Source organism: Rhodococcus sp. As11 (assembly GCF_048957735.1).
Classification (GTDB): domain Bacteria; phylum Actinomycetota; class Actinomycetes; order Mycobacteriales; family Mycobacteriaceae; genus Rhodococcus; species Rhodococcus gordoniae.
In genome coordinates this window covers 1-23,328 of sequence record NZ_JARDJE010000003.1, presented here as the reverse complement: position 1 = coordinate 23,328, position 23,328 = coordinate 1, and the positions used below count along the sequence as shown (strand labels likewise).

Sequence of the window (23,328 nt, the reverse complement as noted above, 5' to 3'; positions counted from 1 at the left end):
ACCCTCACCCTTCGGGAGCCACCATGTCTTCATCCGGTATCACGCTGTCCGCACTTTCCTACGTCCATCCGGACGGCACCTCCGCCGTACAGGATCTCGATGCCGTCGTCCCGGCCGGGCGGATCGGCCTGGTGGGCCGTAACGGAAGCGGGAAGACCACTCTGCTCCGGTTGATCGCGGGCGAACTCCGCCCGACCTCGGGTTCGTCGACCGTACGGGGGCGGGTCGCCTACCTCCCCCAGGACGTCACGCTCGATCCGGCGGTTCCGGTCGATTCCGTCCTCGGCATCGGCGAGATCCGAAAGTCACTGCGACGCATCGAATCCGGATCGATCGACGATCGGGACTTCGAGATCGTCGGCGACCGGTGGGACATCGAGGACCGCGCGCTCGCGCTCATGCATCGCGTGGGTCTCGACCGGATCCTTTACGGTACCGGCGATTTCGATCGCACCGTCGGTCAGCTCTCCGGCGGAGAGACCGTGCTGCTCGCCTTCACCGCACGCCTGCTCGACGAACCGGACGTGCTGCTGCTCGACGAGCCGACGAACAATCTCGACGCCGACGGCCGTACGCGACTGCAGGACGCGCTCGACCGGTTCCCCGGTACGGTGCTGGTCGCCGGACACGACCGGGAACTGCTCGAGGGGACGGATTCGATCGCCGAACTGCGCAACGGGTCGTTGCGCCTGTTCGGCGGTGGTTTCGGCGAGTACGAACGGATCGTCGCGGAGGAACAGGAGGCGGCGCGGGCCGCGGTGCGGGACGCCCGCAACGACGTGCGGCGCCAGGCACGCGAACTGGCGGCGGCGCACGTCACGATCGCCCGACGGCAACGCTACGGGCAGAAGATGTACGAGCAGAAGCGCGAACCCAAGATCGTCATGGGTGCGCGCAAGCGGCAGGCGCAGGAATCCGCCGGACGCTTCCGCCGCGAGCACGAGGAGGATCTCGGTACGGCGCGGGAGAACCTCGATCGGGCGCAGGACGCCGTACGCGACGACCCGCAGATCCGCATCGACCTGCCCGGAACGGCGGTCCCACCCGGCCGGCGGGTGGCGGACGCACCGCTCGAGATCGTCGGACCGGAGCGGATCGCACTGCGCGGCCCCAACGGGTCGGGCAAGACGACCCTGCTCCACCGCATCGTCGACGCGGGCCCGCTCGTTCCCTTCGCAGTGCTCCCACAGCGCCTCGACATCTTCGACGACGACCGTTCGGTCGCGGAGAACGCCGAGGACCGTGCTCCGCACCTGACTCCGCAACAGGTGCGGGCACGGCTGGCGCGCTTCCTGTTCCGCGGCCGTCACGCCGAGGTGCCCGTGGGCGCGCTGTCGGGCGGCGAACGGTTGCGGGCGGCGCTCGCGATCGTGCTCGCGGCCGATCCCGCCCCGCAGTTGCTCCTGCTGGACGAACCCACCAACAACCTCGACCTGGCCGGCCTCGCGCATCTGACCCAGGCCCTGCGCGCCTACAACGGTGCGCTCGTGGTGGTCTCGCACGACGAGCGATTCCTCGAAGAGGTGCAGGTGGATCGGTCGGTCGAACTCGGCGGGTGAGCCGTTCGGACATACTGCTGGGATGAGCCGTTCGGACATACTGCTGGGATGAGCCACGCGACGAACCCCGCCGACGGCACCCGGATCCGGTTCACCACGGCGGGCGCCGAGGATTCACCGGCGGTTCTGCTCGTCCACGGCAGTGCCCTGTCGTCGGCGGTATGGCGCGCATTCGGCTACGTGACGGCGCTCGGTAGAGATTTCCGGCTGGTCATGCCCGATCTGCGTGGGCACGGCCGCAGCGACACCCCTCACGACGAGGACGCCTACGCGATGGACGCGATCGTCGGGGATCTGCTCGCCGTCCTGGACGCAGCAGGAGCCCACCGGGCGCACTACGTCGGCTATTCCTTCGGTGCCCGTGCGGGTCTCGCACTGGCCGTCGCAGCGCCGGAGCGGCTCGCGAGCCTGACCCTGCTCGGTGGGAGTGCCCGGCCCCAGGAGGGGTCGATGGACGCGATGTTCTTCCCCGGCACCGTCGACGTGCTCGAACGCGACGGCATGGACGGTTTCGTCCGTGTCTGGGAGGAACGACGTCGCAGGCCTGTCGATCCCGCGACACGCTCGGCGTTCCTGAAGAACGACGCGCGTGCCCTCGCCGCCTACTTCCGCCGGTCGGATCGGGAACCGGGGATCGACGACGACACACTCGCCGGTATCGACGTGCCCGTCCTCGCCGTCGTCGGGTCGGACGATCGCCTGCGGGTGGAGGACACCCGCGCGTTGTCGCGCACCGTGCCCGGTGCGCGACTCGCGATCCTGCGTGGGGTGGATCATGCCGAGACGGTCTCGGCCGCACTACCTGCGGTCGAGACCTTCCTCTCGGCACACGCCCGCCGGAGCTGACCGGCGCGTTGCCCGGTCAGGCCGGGACGACGACCTGTTCGCGCGGCGCCATCGTCGCGGCAGTCCGGGACTGCGGAGCGATCCGGTGCACCGCCATCGCGGCCTTCTCCTGCGCAGCGCGGGCGACCGTCTGCTGCCGGGCGGCGCCGGAGGCCTCCATCAACAGCGCCGACACCGCCCGTTTCATGACCTCGACGGCTTCCGGCACGGACAGTCGCAGCACGTCCCGCAGCGAGACCCAGGTCGGCCACGTCGTGGACACGCCCAGCAGGTTCTCGATGTCGGCGCGGACGGCGTCGTCGACGCCCTCGAGCTGGTCGGCGAACAGCGCCCTGATCTCGTATCGCGCCCTGTCGAGATAGCGCATGCGGTTGCGTTGCAGCTCGCGCGAGAACGGGGCGCGAATCTCGGACGACCGCGCGAACGGCGCGATGTACTCGAGCAGTTCTGCCCGCTGCCTGCAGTAGGCATCGATCCGTTCGTCGAGCGGCAGCGCCGGATCGATCGGCTCGTAGGCGTCGTCCTGGCGCCGCATCAGTTCGGTTCCGGTTGCGGCGAACAACGTCTCGAGATCGCCGAAGTGTCCCCACAACGATCGCAGGGACACCCCGGCCCGCGACGCGATCTGCGCCCCTGTGGGTTTGAGCTCTCCCGCTCGGATGAGCGCGATATGAGCCTCTATGACGGCCTGCCGGGTACGCTCTGCACGAGCGCTCCGGCCGTCCGTTGTCACCGACGGCTTTTCGCCGCCCTTTCGTTCCGCGTACATCGCTCCCCCGATTTCCGCTCGGATTCCCCTCTGGAACCGGTCGCTCCCCTCGTCGGCGACCGGCATAACTTTGCTCATGGCGAACAATAGTCGACACATCGGGTGAATTGTCATCCCCCGCTCGAGATTTGTCCTTTTTGCGTATTTCGAGCGGTTGCATCCGGAGGTTACTGCGCCAGCAATCCCTTCGCGATATGTGTTACCTGAATTTCGTTACTACCGGCGTAGATCATCAGTGATTTCGCATCCCGGGCGAGTTGTTCGACGCGATATTCGGCCATGTATCCGTTCCCGCCGAACAACTGCACGGCCTCCATCGCCACCTCGGTCGCCGCCCGCGACGAGTACAGCTTCATCGCGGAGGCCTCCGACAGACCCACCGGCTTTCCCGCCTGCGCGCGTTCGATGGCACTGAAGACCATGTTGCGGACGTTCACCCGCGCGATCTCCATCTCGGCGAGCTTGAGCTGGATCAACTGGAACTGCGCGATCTCCTTGCCCCACAGCTTCCGCGACTTCGCATATTCGGTACACAGCTTCAGGCACTGCTCGATGATGCCCAGGGCCAGATAGGCGATACCGATGCGCTCGGCGGCGAACGACTCCCGCGCGCTGTCCTTGCCGTCGCTGCGGCCACCCTCCTCGGTCTCCCCCAGCAACCGGTCGCGGGTCAGGCGCACATTGTCGAAGAACAATTCGCCCGTCGGCGAGGAATTCATGCCCATCTTCTTGAACGGCGGGCTCTGGATGAGTCCCTCCATGCCCTTGTCCAGCACGAATGCGAGCACTTTGCGGTCGCGGCGATCGATCGAGGGATCCCCCTCGTCGAGTTTCGCGTACACGATGATCACATCGGCGTACGGACCGTTGGTGATGAAGGTCTTCTGCCCGTTGAGGATGTAATCCTCCCCGTCGCGGCGCACCGTCGTCTTCATCCCACCGAACGCATCGGAGCCCGAATCGGGTTCGGTGATAGCCCATGCGCCGACCTTCTCGAAGGTCACCAACTCCGGCAACCACCGCTTCTTCTGCGCGAGGGTTCCGCGGCTGCGGATCGTGCCCGCGGTCAGGCCGAGGCTGACGCCGAGCGAGGCGATGAGCCCGAGACTCACCCCGGCGATCTCGATATTGAGCAACGCCGCCATCCCCGGCGACCCGCCGGTTCCACCGGACGATCCCGAAGACTTCTCTCCGCGTTCCTCTTTCGCGAGGGCATGGTCGAGCGACTCCCGGGCCATCTCGTCGATGCCGAAAGTCGCGTACAACTTCCGGATGATGTCGTACGGCGGCAGTTCTCCCGATTCGAGACTGTCGACGTGCGGGCGGATTTCCTTCTCGATGAAACCGCGAAGCGCATCGCGGAACATGAGGTCTGTGTCGGACCACTCGTACATGACGCAAATATAGAACGGGTTTCACTTTTTGCCCAGGCTCCCGTCCCGCCGAGCTCTCGAAAACGCTCCGCCTCCCCCGATGCCGGTACTAGCCTTCGCCGCAGAGCACTCCGTCGGTGGGAGGGACATCGGAGATGGTCGATACGAGTGGGTTCGCCGGCACGGACGTCCTCGCCCTGCACATGGGCGACGGCCTGATCGCCGGCCGCGCATCCGCGTGGTTCTTCGTCATCGCCGTGATCGGGATCAGCATCGCCGCCTGGTACGCGCGCAACGATCTGACCAAGCGGACGGTGCCGACGGCAGCGGCGGTCTGCGCCCTGCTGTTCGCCCTGCAGGTGGTCGACGTACCCGTCCTGCCCGCGGTCAGCGGGCATGTCGTGGGGGGCGCACTCGCGGCGATTCTGCTCGGCCCGTTCGTGGGCGCGGTCGCGCTGACGATCGTCCTGGTGGTGCAGGCCTTCGTCTTCGCCGACGGCGGCCTGTCGGCGTTGGGCGCCAATGTCACCAACATGGTGCTCGTCGCGGTCGCCGCCGGTTTTCTCACCGCCACGGCACTGCGCGCACTGTGTGAACACCGCGGCGTTCGACCGTTCGTCACGCTCGGCCTGGTCTCGTTCGTCGGCGGGTTCGTCTCGGTCCTCGCCGCCGTGACGGGCTTCGTCGTCGAATACGCACTCGGTGGCACCTCCACGGTGCCGGTGTCGAACATCGGATTCCTGTATGCGACCCACGTTCCGGTCGGGGTTGTCGAAGGGCTGGTGACGGCCGCCGTCGTGCTCGCCGTCGCGCGGGTCTCCCCGGAATCGGTCCATCTGACGCGGCTGCCGGTCGATCCTTTCGACGCGAATGCCTCGCCGCCCCCACCGCCGCATCCGCGCGCTCGCGGGACGCTGTTCGTGGGGCTGGCATTCACCACGCTCGTCGTGGCCGGGATCCTGGCGCCGCTCGCCGTCGACACTCCCGGCGCTCTCGAGGTGGCCACCACGCGCGGTTGCGAGATCGACGCGCTCGCCGAGGCCCTCTCGGGCGACTGCATGGCACGGGAGGTCGAGGAACACCGGCTCGCCGACAGCGCGCTCGCCGACTACACGATCGACGGCCGGCCCGGTTCGACGGGCATTGCCGCGGTGCTGGGAGCGCTCGGCACCTTCGTGTTGGCGAGCGTGTGTTTCCGCGCTCTCGTGCCGCGGCCGGCAATCTCCGCGACCACGGAGCGCCGCACACAGCAGCGGAGCAACTCGGCAGGCTGAGTCCACGGGTCGACGCGGACCCCGGGTCAGCGGGGGAGGTGCGTCTCGATGATCGCTGCAGCCATGTCGCGGCCGAGCCGGATCGGTTCGACGGAGTGCTCGAACTTGCTGCCGGACAAGGCACCGTCGTAGATCAGTTGCACGCGCCCGGCCACCACCTCGGATTCGGTCGCCCCGGCGAGATTCAGCAGGTCGACGAGCGTCGAATTCAGCCATTCCCGGTGTGCGAGTACGGGTTCGAGAAGTTCTTGCGGAAACTCCGTCGCGGCGTTGGCGTACTGGCATCCGCGGAAGTTCTTCTTCGGTGCCGACTGCATCGCGAGATCGAAGAAGGTGAGGATCTTCGTGATCGGATCGTCGAGCGGTTCGACGGCGGCGTGCCATCGCCGCCGGTCGCGCCGGTCGAGGTCGTCCAGATACGCCAGCACCAGTGCGTCCTTCGACCCGAACGACGAGTAGAGGCTCGCACGGGCGACGCCTGCCTCGGCGAGGATGCGGTCGATCCCCACCGCGCGGATACCGTGCTCGGCGAAGAGCGCGCTCGCGGTGTCGAGCAGACGGGTGGCGGGCGAGGGCTTGGACGGTGCTCGCTCGGCCGCTCCCTTCGGAGTGCCGGTCGCTCGATCCTCGGCAAACGTACGCACGAGCCCAGAGTAACGGACACGGCGCGATAGACAGACCGTTCTATTCACAGTACGGTGGAGCACGTGACACACAGCCTTCTGACTCGACGCCTGCACGTGGATCTCGTGCGGGTGTCGACTGCTGCGTGTTGTCACTCCCCTTTCTGACCGGCCTCGCCCGCGTGTGCCGCATGCCGTAGTCGCCCCCTCGTCCGAAGACGGAACGGCGACCCGCCGTGCCCGGACCGGTCACAGTTCCGATTCCACTTCCCGGAAGGTGACCTCATGTCGCTGTATCTCTACGAACTCGTCCCCACCGAAGGCCGGGCCGAGGCCGCCATCAAGGCCTTCGGCGAGGCTGTCGTCGCCGCCGGCGGCGAACTGATCGAATCGCAGGTCACCACCGGTGGCACGCGCGTGTTCGCGATCGCCGAGTTCGACGCGTGCCGCCCCGCCCAGCTCGAGTCCGCCTCCCTCGACGTCGCGGAGATCGTCGGGCCGAACGAGGTCCGTCTCGTCGGCGCCGAGCTCGATCAGATCAAGGCCACCCGACCCGAGGCCGGTTACCTCGTCGAATGGGACATCCCCGACACGATCGACATGGAGACCTACCTCGCCCGCAAGAAGGCGAACTCGCCGAAGTACGCCGACGTCCCCGAGGTGAGCTTCCTGCGCACCTACGTCCGCGAGGACATGGACAAGTGCCTGTGCTTCTACAACGCCCCCGACGAGGCCGCGGTCGTCCGCGCCCGCGAGGTCGTCAGCACCCCCATCGACCGTCTCCACTCCCTCGAAGGATAAGCACCCGATGACCGCGGCCATTGACCGAACGAGCGAGCACCAGCGCGCGGCGATCGCAGAATTCGTACGCGATCGCGCCGCTGCTCTCGATCGCGGAGAAACCGACATCCGCACCGACATCGCCCGCACGGGCGAGCTGGGCCTGCTCCACAAGGGGCTGGATGGGGAGTGTCTCTCCGAGATGGTCGCGGTCATCGACGAGGTCGCCGCCGCATCGCTCACCGTCGGCTTCTCGCTGTGGGCACAACGCATGGCACTCGAATACATCGATCGCGCACCGCAGTTCCTGCGCGACCGGTATCGGGACGATCTCGCGTCCGGCCGCACGATCGGCGTCACCGCCATGGCCGCGGCCCTCAAGCACCTCGCCGGACTCGGCGAACTTCCCCTCGCCGCCGAGCGGACCGACGACGGGATCACCGTCACCGGACCGATCCATTGGGCGTCCAACGTCTTTCCCGATTCGGTGATCGTCTTCCCGGCCCGCACGGCGGACGGGGATCGCCTCGTCGCCGTGGTCCGCGCCGACACCGACGGCATCACCATCGCGGATTCACCCGAACTGCTCGCGTTGGGTGCCACGGCGTCGACCTCCCTGAAGTTCGACGGTGTGCGGATACCTCGGTCGCACATCCTCACCGAGAACCTCGCCGGCTTCTGCGGCTCGATCCGGCCCACTTTCATGATGCTGCAGACCTCGTTCTGCGTGGGCATCGCACGCGCGTCGCTCACCGAGGCCGCAGGCCGCCTGCACGGACTCGGCGAACAATTCACCGGTGAGTACGAAGAACTCTCGGCCCGATACGACTCGCTGCGCGAACGGCTGTACCGCTTCGCCACCGACCCCGGCGCGATCGCTCCCGCAGAGTTCATCCGTCTGCGCCTCGACGGTTCGGTCGTCGCGGTCGCCGCGACCCGCCTCGAGGCGACGCTGCGCGGCGGTGCCGGATACGCGACGGCGAGCGCCACCAACCGCCGATTCCGTGAGGCGGCCTTCCTGCCCATTCAATCGCCGTCGGAAGGACAGCTGCGGTGGGAACTGTCGCAGTACGAATAACTAACGGGTACAAGAGCTTCGCCGGTCGCCGCGCCCCGGTCCTCCAGGGAGTGGATCTGGACATCGCGACCGGCGAGTTCCTCGTCGTGCTCGGCAGCAGCGGGAGCGGCAAGTCGACGCTGCTGCGGATCGTCGCGGGTCTCGATCACCTCGACCGCGGCTCCGTCGACTGGCCCGACACCGAGGGCGACAATCGTCCGCACACGGGAATGGTCTTCCAGCAGCCCTTCCTGATGCCGTGGCTGACCGTTCGCGAGAACATCGCCTTCGGCGGGCGGTTCGCCGCTCACCGCGAGCGGTTCGACACCACCTACGCCGATTCGCTCCTCGAACGCTTCGGTCTCTCCTCGCTCGCCGGCTACTACCCCGATCAGCTGTCCGGAGGTCAGGCCCAGCGCATCGCCGTCATCCGCGCCGTCGCGGTGCGTCCGCGGCTCCTGTTGCTCGACGAGCCGTTCAGTGCCCTCGACCCGGCCACCCGATCCGACCTGCGGTCGTGGCTCGGCGAACTCGCGCGCGATCTCGGTTTCACGACGGTCCTCGTCACCCACGACATCGACGAGGCGCTCGAACTCGCCGACCGCATCGCACTGTTCGGGAGTTCGGGTGTGGTGCAACAGGAATGGACGCTCGGCGACATGTCGGCACTCGACCGCGATGCTCTGCGCCCGGCGATCCTTGCGCACTACCGCGATTCGTCGCTGTCCACGACATGACCGATCCGGGTCTGTTCAGCCGTCGCACCCTGATGCGCGGTGCGCTCGGGCTTGCGGCTGCCGGTGGTGTCGCGGGGGTCGTCGACCTCGCGCGCACCGCGACCGCCGACCGCACCAACCGCACGGGACGGCTGCGCATCGGCTACCTCCCGATCACCGACGCCGCACCGCTGCTCGTCGCGCACGGGTCGAGCCTGTATCCCGCCGGTGTGGTCGATGCGGCGAAGCCGGTGCTCTTCCGCAGCTGGGCGTCGCTCGCCGAGGCGTTCGTCAGCCGCCGCGTCGACGTCGTGCACCTGCTCATGCCCATGGCGGTCCAGTTGCGGTACAGCCTGGGCAGTTCCGTGCGGATCCTCGGCTGGAACCACACCAACGGCTCGGCGCTGACGGTCGCGCCGCACATCACCGACCTCAGCGATCTCGCCGGGCAGCAGGTGGCGATCCCGTTCTGGTGGTCGATCCACAACATCGCCCTGCAGCAGCTGTTGCGGGCGCACGGATTGACACCGGTCGTGCGGGAGGCGCCGTCGAAGTCCGCCCGCACCGTCGGACTCGTCGTCATGGGACCGTCCGACATGATCCCGGCCCTGGCGAACGGGTCCATCGCCGCGTTCACCGTCGCCGATCCGTTCAACGCCGCCGCCGAGGTCCGCGGGGTGGGCCGGATCCATCGGTTCCTCGGCGACGTCTGGCGCGACCATGCGTGCTGCGCTCTGCTCGTGCACGAGGATCTGATCGAACGCGACCCCGTCGCCGTCCAGGCCCTCACCGACTCGGTGGTCTCCGCCCAGGTGCAGATCGGTGCCGACCGTCGGGCCGCCGCCGCGATGCTGTCCTCCGGTTATCTGCCGCAGCCGCTGCCCGCGATCACCGAGGCGCTCACCTATCCCGATCGCGAGGCCGGCACTGTGCACCCGCAGTGGCAGCCGCAGCGTATCGGGTACCAACCGTTCCCGTTCCCGAGTTTCACCGCGGCGCTGATCGAGGCGATGCACGACACCGTCGTCGACGGCGACACGCGTTTCCTGTCGCGTCTCGATCCTGCGACCGTGCACGGCGATCTCGTCGACGACCGGTTCGTCCGCACGTCCCTCACCCGCGTCGACGGCACCGATGCCTTCGGCCTTCCCACCGATCTCACCCGCACCGAGGAGGTCGATCCTTCGTGAGCGCCCCGACCCGCACGGCGCCGGAAGCCGCCCGCACCGCCCGGCGGTTGCCGTTCGTCCCCCAGGCCGTCGCCATCGTCATCGCCGTCGCTCTGTGGTGGTTCGTCACGACGGTGCTCGTCGCACCGGATTCGCTCGTGCGGGAGTTCGCCCCGCAGTACGTCTTCCCGGCGATCGTGGATCTGCTCGCGCGCGGTGTCCTGCTGCCCGACGCTCTCGCGAGCCTGTGGCGCCTGCTGGTGGGTCTGCTGATCGCCGCCACGCTCGGCATTCCGCTCGGGCTGTTGATGGGACTCAACCCGCTGGTCGAGCGCGCAACGATGCCCATCATGCAGTTCCTGCGGATGATCTCGCCGCTGTCCTGGGCGCCGATCGCGGTGGCGCTGTTCGGTATCGGGCACCAGCCGGTCTTCTTCCTCATCGCCGCCGCGGCGATCTGGCCGATCGTCATCAACACGGCGGCCGGCGTGCACGGCATCGACCAGGGTTATCCGATGGTCGCCCGCTCGTTCGGCGCGACGCGTCTCGAACTGCTCACCACCGTCGTGCTGCCCGCCATCCGCGCGCAAGTGCAGACCGGTCTGCGGGTCGGTCTCGGCATCGCCTGGGTCGTGCTCGTCCCCGCCGAGATGCTCGGTGTGCGTTCCGGTCTGGGCTATCAGATCCTCAACGCCCGCGACCAGCTCGCCTACGACCAGGTCATGGCCGTGATCGTCGTGATCGGTTTCCTCGGTTTCTGGCTCGACTGGGCGGCGCGGCACCTGTTGCGCGAACGGCGCAGACCGGTGAGCGTGGAGGAAGCCGACCGCCCCTTCTGATCCCGGATCAGGATCCGAACGGCGTCAGAACGAACACGGGGAGCACCCGGTCGGTGCGCTTCGCGTACAGCGCGTAGTTCGGCCACGTCCGCAGCAGCACCTGCCACAGCCGCTCGCGTTCCTCACCTTCCGCGACCCGCACCGACACCGCATGTTCGTGCCCGTCGTACAGCACCTCGGCCCGGTCGGCCGCGCGCAGGTTGACCGCCCAGGCCGGCGCTTTCGGGTGCCCCCAGTTCGACCCCACCACGAGCCATTTCTCCTCGTGCGGCACACACAACAGGGGGGTGGAACGCGGTTCGCCGGTCTTGCGGCCTTTCACGGTGAGGACGAGAGACGGCAATCCCGCGATCGCGAGCAGTGTCACCCTGCCGCGGGTGACGCGCTGGATGGTCTTGTCCACCCCGATGATCGGCCGTGAATACCGTGGCAACCACGGCAACGCTCCGATACGGACAGCGACCGGTCGGAGCAGATTCATGCGGCTATCTCCCCCAGGATCCCAGCAGCGTGCGTGCTGCAGCGACGACGGCGAGCGGTTGATCGATCATCGGATGGTGCCCCGAGGCCGGAAGATCGATCAGAAGTGCATCCGGGCCCAGATTGTCGACGATCCGCCCGTAGAGCGCATCGTCGATGATGCCGCGTTCGCAACGGAAGTAGGCGACAGCACATCCCGGGTTCATCACCTCGAGGCTACGGCGTCCCTCGCGGCCCATCCGGAGATTGTCGAATTTCCACGACCAGCCCCCGTCCACCTGCTTCAGTGCCCCGCGGGCGATGTGCTCGAGCACGTAGGGTTCGGCGTCGTCCTGCGGCGGCACGAGACGGAACCTCGCGACGGCGTCCTCCACCGCGGCGTACACCTTCGGCGGCCTCGCGCTCGCGACGGCCTTCGCACGCATCTCGAGTTCCTCGGGCGTCATGTCGCGGATCGGCGAGTCGATGATCACCACGCCCGTGAGCCTGTCGCCGTACAGGTGCGAGGCCGCGAACGACACGATCCCACCCATGCTGTGGCCGATCAGGACCGGCGGGCCGCTGATCCCGCCGGCTTCGGCCGCCGCGAGGACCTCCTCGGTCCACGCTTCCAGGGTGTAGTGCTCGCGGTGGTCGCTGTCGCCGTGACCGCTCAGGTCGAGTGCGACGACGCGCCGACCGGCCGCGAGCTGCGGGCCGATATGGTCCCACCATCCCGAATGCGCCATACCGCCGTGCACCAGCACGACGCCTTCCCGGCCGGATTCGCCCCACGCCCGGTAGGCGATGGCCGCACCGGCTACCTCGACCTTCCCCGTCTCGACGGGCGCAGCGAGGGCGTCGACGAACCACCGGGGAGCAGATCCATTAGTGCTCATCATCCGAACCTATGTCAGATGTGACGAGCGTCAACATTCGGGCCACGAGGTCGATCCGTCGCTCCTCGAGTTCCGGCTGCGGATGCACCGTCGACGCGAGTGCCTCGCCGTCGAACATGTGGACGAGCGAGAGCAGGAGGGTGTCGAAGACGTCGGACGGGAACCGTGCCGCGACCGGCAGCGACCTGCCGAAATCCACGATCTGGGCGTGGTATCGCTCCGCCATCGGTGCCAGGTGGTCGCGCAGCGCCGCATCGGTGCGTGCAGCACCGAGCAGTTCGTACCAGGCGGCGTTCATCGGTGCCCGGCACGCGGTGCGCAGCAGTTCGAGGCACACCCGCACCGATTCGACGGCGTCCGCCCGCTCGTCACCGAGCGCCGCGAGTCCCGCCTGGAAGTTCGCGAACTGTCGTTCCCGGACGGCGTCGGCCGCCGCGATCATCAGGTCCAGCCGGGTCGGGAAATGCCGGAACACCCCACCGGACGACACCCCCGAGCGCCGGCACACCTCGCCGATCGTGGTCGCGGTGTAGCCGAGCTCGGCGAGAGAGGCGATGGTCGCGTCGAGGATGCGACCGATCGTCTGCTCCCTGCGCTCCTGCTGGGTACGGCGTACGGCGGGTGCACTCACGCGACGGGCTCGCCCGCCGGGGTGCGGATCGGCGCGGGTCCCCGCTCTTCCACCCCTGCGCGCAGGAACCGGCCGGTGCCGACGGTGCGTCCGTAACCGGGCACGAACCTGCCGTCACGGAAGACCACCCGGCCGGCGACCGCCGTCGCCGCCACCGCGCGATCGTTGCGGTTGACCATGCGACGGATTCCGCCGAACTCCGCGAGCGGCGACTCGTGATAGGCATCGACGTCGGCGTTCAGTCCGGCAGGATCGACGACGACGAAGTCGGCACGATCCCCCACCCGCAGGTAACCGGCGTCGATTCCGTAGAAGTCGCCCAGTTCGCCGGTGAGTTTGCGGACGGCCTCGGGCAGCGTCAGGAACGGCCTGCCCTTCTTCCCGGCGTCGTGGACGCCCTTCTTCTCCGCGTCGTGGACGCGGCGGAGCAGGCAGATCGCGAAGTTGTAGAAGGCCATGTTCCGCAGGTGGGCGCCGGCATCCGAGAATCCGACCGTGACACCGGGCGTACGGATGAGCCGGTCCGCAACTTTCGCGCGGTCGTTGGCGATCACGGTGTGCCACCGGAACTTCCGTCCGTACTCGACGACGAGGTCGAGGAAGGTGTCGACCGGGTGCAGTCTCCTCTCGCGCGCGACGTCGCCGATCGACCGGCCGACGAGCGAGGCGTCGGGGCATTCGACGATCCGGGTGTCGTCGAAGTCGCGGTGCCACACCCGGGGTGAGAACTTCTTCTCGAAGTCCTGCCGGAACCAGCGACGGTAGGCCTCGTCGCTCAGCAGGTCGTTGCGGGCGAGTTCGTCCTGCAGATGCAGTGCGGCACGGCCCGATCCGAACTCCTCGAAGACGACGAGGTCGATACCGTCGGAGTACACCTCGAAGGTCGTGGGCAGGTGCTGCCAGCGGAAGGCACCCTTGCCGATCCGGTTGGCCGCGAACGCGATCGGCCCGAAGATGCGGTTGACCCACCGTTCGGCCTTGGTATCGGCCGCTGCGAGCACCGACGTTTTCATCGGCTTGCGTCCGACGCCGGTGCTGGCGAGGGCGAAGAAGGCGACGTCGTACTTGGTGTTCAGGTTCGGCACGGCCTGCAGGGTGCGACCGCGCCGACGCAGAATCTTGTGCAGGCGGCGGAATTCCGACCACGACGCATGGGTCGACGGCAGGGTGCGCGAACGGTAGCGGTCGCCGTCCATCTTGTCCCACGGGTTCGTCATCGTGGACACGCCGAGGAAGCCCGCGTCGAGGGCGTCCTCGACCCGCGCGTCGATGTCGGCGAGTTCGGCGCGGGTCGGCCGGTTCGCCGCCTCCGTGGAGCGCCCGAGTCCCATCACCGACGCCCGGATATCCGAATGCCCGACGAAGGCGGTCACGTTCGGCCCGAGCGGCAACGTGTTCAGCGCCTCGATGTACTCGCGGGGCGTCCTCCAGGTCCGGGACTTCTCGAGTGCCGAGAGGACGTGCTCGCGCGGGAGCGCTTCGACGCGGCTGAACAGGTCGGCGGCGTCGACCGGCGGCACGAACACCGTCGAGATCGAGCAGTTGCCCATGAGCACGGTCGTGACACCGTGCCGCACCGATTCGGGCAAGCCCGGACCCACGAGCACTTCGGCGTCGTAGTGGGTGTGGGTGTCGACGAAGCCGGGCATCACCCAGCGTCCGTGCGCGTCGATCACCTCGGTGTCCGGTCCGGCCTGCAGGTCGTCGGGAGTCGCGGTGACGACGACACCGTCGCGGATGCCGAGGTTACGGATGATGCCCGGCGCACCCGTCCCGTCGAACCAGAGACCACCCCGGACGATGACGTCGAAATCCCCAGGATTGTGACCCACACCACTCATGGGGGGAGGGTAACACGAAAAAGAGGTCGTGCACTCTCCAAATGTCCGGTCCCGAACGTCTACGGTTCGGCCATGGATCTCGACACCACTCCGACACTGCTCGTCGACCGCGACATCCTCGATCGCAACCTCGCGCGCATGGCCGAATCCGCCCGCGCCAGGGGCCTGTCGCTGCGACCGCATGCGAAGACGCACAAGTGCGTCGAGATCGCGCGTCGCCAACTCGATGCCGGAGCCCGCGGCCTGACCGTCGCGACCGTCTCCGAGGCCGAAGTCTTCGCAGATGCGGGTTTCGACGATCTGTTCGTCGCGTATCCGCTGTGGGTCGACGCGGCTCGCGGTGCCCGCTTGCACGCGCTGGCCGGTCGGGTGCGGCTCACCGTCGGGATCGACTCCGAGACCGGCGCCCGGCAGCTCGTAGAACACGCCGGCACGACGATCGGGGTACTGATCGAGATCGACAGCGGTCACCACCGCACGGGCGTGCTGCCCGAGCAGACCGGAACCGTGGCACAGGCGGCTCACGAGGCGGGTCTCGACGTACGCGGTGTCTTCACCTTCCCCGGCCACTCGTACGCACCCGACGCGCCGGGCAGCGCCGCCCGGGAGGAGGCCGGCGCACTGGCAACCGCCGCCGCGTCGCTCCGCGCTGCCGGAATCGAGCCGTCCGTGATCAGCGGTGGCTCCTCCCCTACGGCGCTACTCGAGGTACCCACGGTCGCAACCGAATTGCGCCCCGGCGTGTACGTCTTCGGTGATGCGCAGCAACTCGAACTCGGGGCGGTGAGCGAAACGGACATCGCGCTGACCGTCCTTGCCACCGTCGTCTCGGCTCGCGACGAGATCGTCGTCCTCGATGCGGGTTCGAAGGTGCTCGGCGCCGATCGGGCCGCCTGGGCCACCGGGTACGGACGCATCCTCGGCGAGCCCGAGGCCCGGATCACCGCGTTGTCGGAGCATCACGCGACGGTGCAGTGGCCGAACCCGTCCACCCGCCCTGATCTCGGGCAGAGGGTGCAGGTGATTCCCAATCACGTGTGCAATGCCGTCAATCTCGCGGACGAGTTGATCACGGTCTCCGGTGGCACGGTGGTCGAGCGATGGAAGGTCGCGGCACGAGGGTGCAACACGTGATTCCGGGGCGGTCCCCACACGATCACCTCGTGTAGGTCACGAACACGACACCGATCCGCCTCGCACGCCGTTAGGCTGCGTTGATGCCGCTGAACGCCGACCTCGCCGGACGCATTTTTCCGCCGACGTCCTATCTCGTCGGCCGGGAGAAGATCCGGGAATTCGCCCGCGCCGTCCGATCGACGCATCCGATTCATCTCGACCCGGAGGCAGCCCGAGCCGCCGGCTTCACCGATGTCGTGGCTCCCACGACCTTCACCACCGTCGTCCAGAGCCCTTCGGTGACGCAGCTTCTGGAGTCGCCGGGTACCGGTCTCGAGCTGCACCGGGTGGTGCACGGATCGGAGAAGGTCGAGCACCGGCGCCCGATCGTGGCCGGCGACGATCTCACCACGACGCTCACCATCACGGAGGTCACCGAACGCGCCGGCAGCCACATCCTGTCCACGGTCTGCGAGATCCGGGACCATACGGGCGATCCGGTCGCGGTGGTCACTTCGACATTGCTTCACCGAGGAGACGACGCATGACACTCGGCACCGCACGACGATTCGACGAGCTCGAGGCCGGTGCGATCATCGCGAAGACCGAGCTGACGGTGACCCGCAACGACCTGGTTCGCTACGCCGGAGCCTCGGGCGACTTCAACCCGATCCACTACGACGACGCCGTCGCTGCCGGTGAGGGGCTCCCCGGCGTGCTCTGTCAGGGAATGCTCACCGCAGCCCTCGCCCTGCAGACCGTCACGGAGTGGCTCGGGGATCCCACCGCGGTCGTCTCCTACGAGACACGGTTCACGCGCCCCGTGGTGGTCGACCCGATGCACGGTGCCGTCCTGTCGGTGTCTGCGAAGGTCGGCCACCTCGACGAGGCGGAGCGCACCGCACGCATCGATATCACGGTATCCGTCGACGACAGGCGGGTGCTCGGCAGGACCCAGGTCCGGCTCACGTTCTCGTCCTGACGCCGAGCACCGGGAATTCGCCGGCGGAACGGACCTCGGCAAGAGAGGATCGACCCATGCCACGGACACTTCTCGCGAGCTTGGTCGCCGCAGCAACAGCCGTGCATCTCGGGGCATGCGCGTCCCCGTCGAGTCCGTCCGTCGACGAGGGCACCGCCCGGGTGAGCCGTACCGTCACCGAGCCCTCGACGCCCGGGACGGGTACTCCGCGCGTGACCGGCACCGTCGCGTCCGGTCTCGACACTCCGTGGGGAGTTGCTTTTCTTCCCGGTGGTTCTGCACTGGTGACCGAGCGCAACACCGGCCGGATCGTCGAGATCAGCGAGGGCGCGACCCGCGAGGTGGGCCGCATCGACGACACGCTCGCACAGGGCGAATCGGGACTGCTGGGGATCGCGGTCTCCCCGGCCTTCGGCAACGACCGATTCGTGTACCTGTATGTCACCACAGACAGCGACAACCGGGTACTGCGCACCACCTTCGACGGCACCGCCCTCGCGGAACCGGAGGTGATCCTCGACGGCATCCCGGCCGGCCGGATCCACGACGGCGGGCGGATGATCTTCGGCCCCGACGGGATGCTGTACGTCGCCACCGGCGAAGCGGGCGAGCGCGAACTCGCCCAGGATCCGGAATCGCTGGGCGGCAAGATTCTTCGCATCACCGGCGACGGCGAGCCGGCACCCGGCAACCCCGATCCGGCGTCGCCGGTGTACTCGCTCGGCCACCGCAACGTGCAGGGACTCGCGTTCGACGACCGGGGACGGTTGTGGGCGTCGGAGTTCGGGCAGAACGACGTCGACGAGTTGAATCTCGTGACGGCCGGAGCGAACTACGGCTGGCCCGAGATCGAGGGAACGGGTGGCTCCGACGAATTCGTCGACCCGGTACTCACTTGGCCGGTCTCGGAAGCATCCCCGTCCGGGCTGGCGTGGTTCGACGGCAGTCTGTGGATGGCGGGTCTGCGGGGAGAACGGTTGTGGCGGATCGGCGTCGGAGACGACGGGGCAGAGACCGTCACCAGCCTTCTCCGCGGTGAATACGGGAGGCTGCGGACCGTCGTCGCCGCGCCGGACGGTTCTCTGTGGCTGACGACGTCCAACCGGGACGGTCGCGGCAGCCCGGCCGACGACGACGATCGCATCCTCCGGATCGACATTCCCTGACGATCAGGGAACGAGAACGACCACCGTCTCGGCGACCAGCGCCGGACGCTCCCCTCCCTCGATCTCGATGGTGTATCCGACCACGAGGTTCGCGCCCTTGGTGGTGCGCTCGAGCGACGTGAACTCCGCACCGGCACGAATCCGCGAACCGACGGGGACCGGCGCGGGATAACGAACCTTGTTGCTGCCGTAGTTGACCTTCATCTTCAGCCCTTCGAGCGAGAAGATCTGGGTGCCGAGGACCGGCAGCAGCGACAGGGTCAGGTAGCCGTGGGCGATGGTCCTGCCGTACGGGCCGTCCTCGGCACGCTCCGGATCGACGTGGATCCACTGGTGGTCGCCGGTGGCCTCGGCGAACAGGTCGATCCGCTTCTGGTCGATCTCGAGCCAGTCGCTGTAGCCGAGGTGTTCACCGACGGCCTTCTCGACCTCGTCGATTCCGTTGATGACCCGCATGGTTGCTCCTGTGTGGTTGCGGCGACGATCAGAGACCGGCTCGCCGGAGGGTGACGCGGTAGGTGTAGTGCTCGGGCAGAAAGTAACTCACCGACAGCTCGGTGAGGGCTCCGGCGTCGTCCGAGTACAACCGGTCGACGCGCAGCAGCGGATGCCCCACGGCACAGTTCAATTCCGTCGCCACCTGTTCGGTGGCGAGGGCGACCGTGATGGACTGTGCGGCTTCGACGATGGGACTGTCGAGATGGGGTTCGAGCAGGCCGATCATCGTGTTCCGGCTCGACGCGCCCGCTTGCAGCTCGGGCGAATCGAGCACATGTGCCGCGACGTGCTCGGGCAGATGAACGGTGGTGAGGACGAACGGGGTTCCGTCGTGCAGACGCTTGAACACCGCGGTGTACAGCACGTCGGTGTCGAGGCGGAGCCGGCTCGCCGCATCGATGTCGACCCCGCGCCGCAACGGCGAGACGATCTGCATGACCGTATCGGCCGACAGAGCGAGCAGATCCTCGATCGAGCCGAGCTGGCGCCGATAGCGCCGGCCCGACTCGTTCGCGAAGGTGCCGCGTCCGGGCACGCGGTAGACGATGCCGTCGGCGACGAGATCCTGGAAGGCGCGGCGCACCGTCTGCCGGCTCACCCCGTGTTCCTCGGCGAGTTCGGCTTCCGTGGGCAGCCGAGTGCCGTCGCTGTACCGTCCCGCCTCCACGGCCTCCCGGAGCAGGCGCGCGAGTTGCGCGTAGGCCGGTTCCGTTTCCCGCACCTTGTAGTCCATGACGGACCGATCCTAGCGGCCGGTCGTCACAGTCCGCCGCGTGCTACGAGCTGGCTCGCGATGACATTGCGCTGGATCTCGTTGGTGCCCTCACCGACGATCATCAGCGGTGCGTCGCGGAAGTAACGCTCGACGTCGTACTCGGTGGAGTAGCCGTAACCGCCGTGGATACGCACCGCGTTCAGGGCGATCTCCATCGCGATCTCCGAGCAGTACAGCTTGGCCATGCCGGCCTCCATGTCGCACCGCTCACCGCTGTCGTACTTCTCCGCCGCGTAGCGCGCCAGCTGCCGGGCCGCGGTGAGCTTGGTGGCCATCTCCGCCAGGTAGTTGCCGATGGACTGGTGCTTCCAGATGGGCCGGCCGAAGCTCTCGCGCTGCTGCGCGTAGGCGAGCGAATCCTCGAACGCGGCGGTCGCGACACCGAGTGCCCGTGAGGCGACCTGCAGGCGGCCGGTCTCGAGACCCTTCATCATGTGCGCGAAGCCCCTGCCGGGCTCACCACCGAGGATCGCGTCGGCGGAGATGCGGTAGTTGTCGAAGCTCAACTCGCACGATTCGACGCCCTTGTAGCCGAGCTTGGGCAAATCGCGCGAGACGATCAATCCCGGACCGTGCTCGACGAGCACGACGGAGATACCCTTGTGGCGCGGCTGCGCGGTCGGGTCGGTCTTGCACAGCAACGCGATCAGCCCCGAGCGACGCGCATTGGTGATCCACGTCTTCGCACCGTTGATCACCAGTTCGTCGCCGTCCCGCTTGGCGGTGGTGGTCATCGCCTGCAGGTCCGAACCGCCGCCGGGCTCCGTGAGCGCCATCGTCGCGCGGATCTCGCCGGTGGCGAGCCGGGGCAGGTACTTGCGCTTCTGTTCCTCGGTACCGAACAGCGTCAGCAGTTTCGCGACGACGGTGTGTCCGCCCATCGCACCCGACAGCGACATCCAGCCCCGGGCGAGTTCCTCGGTGACCTGCACGTAGCAGGGCATCGACACCGGTGATCCGCCGTATTCCTCCGGCACGGCGAGCCCGTAGATGCCGATCTGCTTCATCTGTTCGATCCACTTCTCGGGGTACTCGCCTGCGTGCTCGACCTCCTGCACCGACGGCTTGACCTCCCGGTCGATGAAGTCGCGGACTGTCTCGACCAGAAAGGTCTCTTCGTCGTTCAGGTAGCTCACGGGCGATCCTTCGCTGGGGACGGGCCACGCGGACCCGGGAAACTTTGTACGGCCATTTTGTGGACGAGGTTCCGGTGTTGTCAACGCGAACACCGCCATTCGACGCCGTGATTGCAGAGTTTTCGGTGATACGAACGACTGCACCTTCCTATGACCACACCCTCCCGAGGGGTGGCATGTCATCAACAATGGCCGTACATTTAGCGCCGTCATTGCCGACCGAACTTCCCCGAGGTCCCCGTGTCTTCCGAGCAACACCTCCGCCGGCGCGCCGTTCTCGTCGCCCCCGGCTCCGACGAACGCAAAGCCGGTAAGGCCCTCGCCTCCGCCGCAGACGAGGTCGTCCTCGACCTCGAGGACGCCGTCACCACCGCACAGAAGGACGCCGCCCGCGAACTCGTGGCTCCACTGGTCCGCGAACACGGTGCCGCGCGCACCGTCTCCGTCCGCGTCAACGGTCGCGGCACCCCCTGGTTCGAGGACGATCTGCGCGCCTGCGCCGCGCTCGGCGACGCCCTCTCCTCGATCGTGATCCCCAAGATCGAGAGCGCCGACGATCTCGCCGAGGCCGACCGCATCCTCGGGACCGATTCGGCCGTCCCGGTGCAGGCCCTCATCGAGACACCCGCCGGCGTCCAGCGCATCGACGAGATCGTCGCCGGACCCCGGGTAACCGGCGTGATCATCGGCTACGCCGACCTCGGCGCCTCCCTGGGCCGCGCCCGTACCGCCGCGCCCGAGCACTGGCTGTACGTGCAGGACCGCGTGTTGCACGCCGCGCGGGCCGCCGGCGTCCAGGCCATCGACGGACCGTTCCTCGGCATCGCCGACGACGACGCCTTCCGTCGTTCGGCGCAGTGGGTCGCCGATCTCGGATTCGACGGCAAGTGGGTCATTCATCCGGCGCAGATCACCTCCGCCGCAGCGGCCTTCACCCCCACCGACGATCAGGTCGACGCCGCCCGCAAGGTCCTCGCCGCACTCGAGGAAGCCGAGAACCGCGGCGCCGGAGCCGCTCGGCTCGACGGCCGGATGCTCGACGAGGCCGTCGCCGTCGCCGCCCGCCGCACCCTGTCGAAGATCGGAGCCTGACAACCATGACCACTTCGTACGTCGGCGGACCCTGTTTCGACGAACTGACCGTCGGACAGGTCTTCGACACCGCCCCCGCCGTGACACTCACCGACGGTCTCGCCGCCGCGCACCAGAGCATTCTCGGTGACCGCCTGCGCCTTCCGCTCGACAAGCACCTGTCCGCTGCCGTCGCGGGCGGACCGGTCGCCCATGCCGGCTTCGTCACCGACATCGCGATCGGCCAGTCCACGCTCGTCACGCACCACGTCAAGGCCAATCTCTTCTACCGCGGCCTGCGTTTCCATCGCTTCCCCCACATCGGCGACACCCTCTACACGACCACGGAAGTCGTGGGCCTGAAGGAGAATTCGGCGAAGCCCGGCCGGAAGCCCACCGGTCTTGCGGCGCTGCGCATGAACACCGTCGACCAGGACGGCAACACCGTCCTCGACTTCTACCGCTGCGCGATGCTGCCGCTGAGCGAGAATCCCGACCCCGACCGCGTCGTGTACTCCGACGATCTGTCGGCCATCGGACCCCAGGACGAGCCGCAGTGGTCGGCACCCGCCGACTGGGATCTGGGCGTCTACCGGTCGAAGGTGCCGGGCGAGCACTTCGACAAGGCCCTCGCCGGCGCGGTGCTGCAGTCCAGCGGCGACGTCGTCTCGAGCGCACCGGAACTCGCGCGCCTGAGCCTCAACATCGCGGCAACGCACCACGACGAGCGGGTCGGCGCGTCGGGTCGTCTCGTGTACGGCGGACACACCATAGGACTGGCGTTCTCCCAGGCGACCCGCGCCCTGCCGAATCTCGTGACGGTGTTGGGCTGGAAGTCGTGCGACCACACCGGGCCGGTACAGGAGGGCGACACCCTCACCAGCGACCTGCACGTCGAATCCGCCGAACCCCTCGCCGAGGGTGGTGGCGTGTTGAACCTGCGGTCGCTCGTCTACGCGCACCGCGGCGGTGCCGCGAATGGCGACCGCGGCGGTGCCGCGAATGGTGACCGCGGCGGTGCCGAACCGGCACCGGTCCTGGATTGGCGGTTCACCGCACTCATGGCCTGACGGCCCCAGTCGAGACCGACGTCGTGCGCGAAATCTTCCGGGAAATCGCACACCACGTCGGTGTCGTCGTTACGCGTCGACGCGTTTGACGAGGCGCTCGTAGCGCTGCCGGGCAGCCTGAATGCTTCCCAGGCCGAGGCCGAACGCAATCTCCTGCCAGGTCATCCCACGCTCGCGCGCGATGCGGAGGATCAGCGCCTCGAGTTGGTCCATCTCGGCGCGCGCCTTGGGGACGAGGCCCAGCGCGGCGACGACGTCGGCATCGTCGACGTCGGGTTCGTCGGGACCGGGACTGTGCACGCCGCCCGCCAGTGCAGCGACGAGACGGATGGCGCCGAGCGGGTCGAGCATCTCGGGGTGCGACTGCCGTGCCCGTTGCTCGGGAGTGCTGCCGTGCCGTTCGGCGATCCGGAACAGCCCCGCGTACTCACGGTGGGCGCGTTCGCGACTCGGATCGGGCGGGATGAAACCTTCCTCGGACATGATCCCAGGATGACGTGTGAACAATCTGTTGTCAACAAATTGTTCACACATGCCCGATCCGCTACGACTTCGACCATCCGCCACAGCAATTCGCTGGTTGTCAGGATGTTCGTGAGACACCTGGCAACCAGCGTGGGGATCGGAACACACCAATGATCGACATCCCTGTTGGACGGACCCGCACCGGCAAACGCGC

26 protein-coding genes are annotated in these 23,328 nt (G+C 67.9%); 15 read left to right on the top strand and 11 right to left on the bottom strand.

Going from position 1 to position 23,328, the window contains the following annotated elements:
* Positions 1 to 23: 23 nt before the first annotated feature.
* Positions 24 to 1,559, top strand: coding sequence for an ABC-F family ATP-binding cassette domain-containing protein (locus tag PV766_RS04525; RefSeq protein WP_129975681.1), 1,536 nt, complete (start codon positions 24 to 26; stop codon positions 1,557 to 1,559).
* Between the two features lie 48 nt (positions 1,560 to 1,607).
* Entirely contained in the window at positions 1,608 to 2,405 is a 798-nt protein-coding gene (locus PV766_RS04520) for an alpha/beta fold hydrolase (protein WP_255161743.1), read from the top strand.
* A 16-nt stretch (positions 2,406 to 2,421) separates the two neighbouring features.
* Here PV766_RS04520 and PV766_RS04515 read toward each other — a convergent pair whose 3' ends face one another.
* Positions 2,422 to 3,252: a TetR/AcrR family transcriptional regulator gene (locus PV766_RS04515; RefSeq protein ID WP_242496625.1), complete on the bottom strand. Its 831-nt coding sequence runs from the start codon at positions 3,250 to 3,252 to the stop codon at positions 2,422 to 2,424.
* Positions 3,253 to 3,341: 89 nt separating this feature from the next.
* Entirely contained in the window at positions 3,342 to 4,568 is a 1,227-nt protein-coding gene (locus tag PV766_RS04510; RefSeq protein ID WP_129975677.1) for an acyl-CoA dehydrogenase family protein, read from the bottom strand.
* A gap of 134 nt (positions 4,569 to 4,702) precedes the next feature.
* Between PV766_RS04510 and PV766_RS04505 the strand changes: the two genes are divergently transcribed.
* On the top strand, positions 4,703 to 5,821 hold the full coding sequence (locus tag PV766_RS04505; RefSeq protein ID WP_421096501.1) for an energy-coupling factor ABC transporter permease: 1,119 nt from the start codon (positions 4,703 to 4,705) through the stop codon (positions 5,819 to 5,821).
* A gap of 26 nt (positions 5,822 to 5,847) precedes the next feature.
* Here the strand turns inward: PV766_RS04505 and PV766_RS04500 are convergent, their stop codons facing one another.
* Positions 5,848 to 6,465 carry a TetR/AcrR family transcriptional regulator gene (locus tag PV766_RS04500; protein WP_016931595.1) on the bottom strand — a complete coding sequence of 206 codons (618 nt, stop codon included), beginning with the start codon at positions 6,463 to 6,465 and terminating at the stop codon, positions 5,848 to 5,850.
* Between the two features lie 54 nt (positions 6,466 to 6,519).
* On the opposite strand from PV766_RS04500, the gene PV766_RS04495 reads away from it, so the two are divergent.
* From PV766_RS04495 to PV766_RS04470, 6 genes are all read left to right on the top strand, one after another.
* Positions 6,520 to 6,612, top strand: coding sequence for a putative leader peptide (locus PV766_RS04495; RefSeq protein ID WP_371053807.1), 93 nt, complete (start codon positions 6,520 to 6,522; stop codon positions 6,610 to 6,612).
* Between the two features lie 117 nt (positions 6,613 to 6,729).
* Complete coding sequence (locus PV766_RS04490; protein WP_129975675.1) at positions 6,730 to 7,245, top strand: DUF4242 domain-containing protein; 516 nt, start codon at positions 6,730 to 6,732, stop codon at positions 7,243 to 7,245.
* A gap of 7 nt (positions 7,246 to 7,252) precedes the next feature.
* Positions 7,253 to 8,302 (top strand): acyl-CoA dehydrogenase, encoded by a 1,050-nt coding sequence (locus PV766_RS04485; RefSeq protein ID WP_421096500.1) that lies wholly within the window; start codon positions 7,253 to 7,255, stop codon positions 8,300 to 8,302.
* Entirely contained in the window at positions 8,278 to 9,018 is a 741-nt protein-coding gene (locus tag PV766_RS04480) for an ABC transporter ATP-binding protein (RefSeq protein WP_207213467.1), read from the top strand. Before PV766_RS04485 ends, PV766_RS04480 begins: the two co-directional genes overlap by 25 nt.
* Positions 9,015 to 10,187, top strand: coding sequence for an ABC transporter substrate-binding protein (locus PV766_RS04475; RefSeq protein ID WP_016931599.1), 1,173 nt, complete (start codon positions 9,015 to 9,017; stop codon positions 10,185 to 10,187). Before PV766_RS04480 ends, PV766_RS04475 begins: the two co-directional genes overlap by 4 nt.
* Before the next feature lie 47 nt (positions 10,188 to 10,234).
* On the top strand, positions 10,235 to 11,005 hold the full coding sequence (locus PV766_RS04470) for an ABC transporter permease (RefSeq protein ID WP_421096658.1): 771 nt from the start codon (positions 10,235 to 10,237) through the stop codon (positions 11,003 to 11,005).
* A 7-nt stretch (positions 11,006 to 11,012) separates the two neighbouring features.
* Here the strand turns inward: PV766_RS04470 and PV766_RS04465 are convergent, their stop codons facing one another.
* From PV766_RS04465 to PV766_RS04450, 4 genes are read right to left on the bottom strand one after another with little or no spacing between them, the layout of a single operon-like run.
* The gene (locus PV766_RS04465) at positions 11,013 to 11,486 is read right to left on the bottom strand and encodes a nitroreductase family deazaflavin-dependent oxidoreductase (protein ID WP_129975671.1); all 474 of its coding nucleotides are present in this window, start codon (positions 11,484 to 11,486) and stop codon (positions 11,013 to 11,015) included.
* 4 nt (positions 11,487 to 11,490) lie between these two features.
* Positions 11,491 to 12,366, bottom strand: coding sequence for an alpha/beta fold hydrolase (locus tag PV766_RS04460; RefSeq protein WP_371053806.1), 876 nt, complete (start codon positions 12,364 to 12,366; stop codon positions 11,491 to 11,493).
* Positions 12,353 to 12,994, bottom strand: coding sequence for a TetR/AcrR family transcriptional regulator (locus PV766_RS04455; protein ID WP_129975667.1), 642 nt, complete (start codon positions 12,992 to 12,994; stop codon positions 12,353 to 12,355). Before PV766_RS04455 ends, PV766_RS04460 begins: the two co-directional genes overlap by 14 nt.
* A complete protein-coding gene (locus tag PV766_RS04450) occupies positions 12,991 to 14,835 on the bottom strand; it encodes an N-acyl-D-amino-acid deacylase family protein (RefSeq protein ID WP_421096499.1) in 1,845 nt (614 codons plus the stop codon). Before PV766_RS04450 ends, PV766_RS04455 begins: the two co-directional genes overlap by 4 nt.
* A 72-nt stretch (positions 14,836 to 14,907) precedes the next feature.
* Here PV766_RS04450 and PV766_RS04445 point away from each other — a divergent pair, with 72 nt between their 5' ends.
* The 4 genes from PV766_RS04445 to PV766_RS04430 all read left to right on the top strand — a co-directional run bounded on the left by PV766_RS04445 (position 14,908) and on the right by PV766_RS04430 (position 18,099).
* A complete protein-coding gene (locus PV766_RS04445) occupies positions 14,908 to 15,969 on the top strand; it encodes a D-TA family PLP-dependent enzyme (RefSeq protein WP_129975663.1) in 1,062 nt (353 codons plus the stop codon).
* Positions 15,970 to 16,052: 83 nt separating this feature from the next.
* The gene (locus tag PV766_RS04440) at positions 16,053 to 16,499 is read left to right on the top strand and encodes an FAS1-like dehydratase domain-containing protein (protein ID WP_255161752.1); all 447 of its coding nucleotides are present in this window, start codon (positions 16,053 to 16,055) and stop codon (positions 16,497 to 16,499) included.
* Positions 16,496 to 16,933 carry a MaoC/PaaZ C-terminal domain-containing protein gene (locus PV766_RS04435; protein WP_129975659.1) on the top strand — a complete coding sequence of 146 codons (438 nt, stop codon included), beginning with the start codon at positions 16,496 to 16,498 and terminating at the stop codon, positions 16,931 to 16,933. Before PV766_RS04440 ends, PV766_RS04435 begins: the two co-directional genes overlap by 4 nt.
* 56 nt (positions 16,934 to 16,989) lie before the next feature.
* Entirely contained in the window at positions 16,990 to 18,099 is a 1,110-nt protein-coding gene (locus PV766_RS04430) for a PQQ-dependent sugar dehydrogenase (RefSeq protein ID WP_421096498.1), read from the top strand.
* A 3-nt stretch (positions 18,100 to 18,102) separates the two neighbouring features.
* On the opposite strand, the gene PV766_RS04425 is transcribed toward PV766_RS04430, so the two are convergent.
* The 3 genes from PV766_RS04425 to PV766_RS04415 are packed head-to-tail and all read right to left on the bottom strand — an operon-like array spanning position 18,103 to position 20,508.
* Positions 18,103 to 18,555, bottom strand: coding sequence for a MaoC family dehydratase (locus PV766_RS04425; protein WP_421096497.1), 453 nt, complete (start codon positions 18,553 to 18,555; stop codon positions 18,103 to 18,105).
* A 28-nt stretch (positions 18,556 to 18,583) separates the two neighbouring features.
* Positions 18,584 to 19,330 (bottom strand): GntR family transcriptional regulator, encoded by a 747-nt coding sequence (locus PV766_RS04420; RefSeq protein ID WP_129975655.1) that lies wholly within the window; start codon positions 19,328 to 19,330, stop codon positions 18,584 to 18,586.
* 26 nt (positions 19,331 to 19,356) lie between these two features.
* On the bottom strand, positions 19,357 to 20,508 hold the full coding sequence (locus tag PV766_RS04415; RefSeq protein ID WP_421096496.1) for an acyl-CoA dehydrogenase family protein: 1,152 nt from the start codon (positions 20,506 to 20,508) through the stop codon (positions 19,357 to 19,359).
* A 240-nt stretch (positions 20,509 to 20,748) separates the two neighbouring features.
* On the opposite strand from PV766_RS04415, the gene PV766_RS04410 reads away from it, so the two are divergent.
* Positions 20,749 to 21,600: an HpcH/HpaI aldolase/citrate lyase family protein gene (locus PV766_RS04410; protein ID WP_421096495.1), complete on the top strand. Its 852-nt coding sequence runs from the start codon at positions 20,749 to 20,751 to the stop codon at positions 21,598 to 21,600.
* Positions 21,601 to 21,605: 5 nt separating this feature from the next.
* Positions 21,606 to 22,649 (top strand): MaoC family dehydratase, encoded by a 1,044-nt coding sequence (locus PV766_RS04405; protein ID WP_421096494.1) that lies wholly within the window; start codon positions 21,606 to 21,608, stop codon positions 22,647 to 22,649.
* A gap of 69 nt (positions 22,650 to 22,718) precedes the next feature.
* On the opposite strand, the gene PV766_RS04400 is transcribed toward PV766_RS04405, so the two are convergent.
* Positions 22,719 to 23,132, bottom strand: coding sequence for a DNA-binding protein (locus PV766_RS04400; RefSeq protein WP_421096493.1), 414 nt, complete (start codon positions 23,130 to 23,132; stop codon positions 22,719 to 22,721).
* Positions 23,133 to 23,328: the final 196 nt, after the last annotated feature.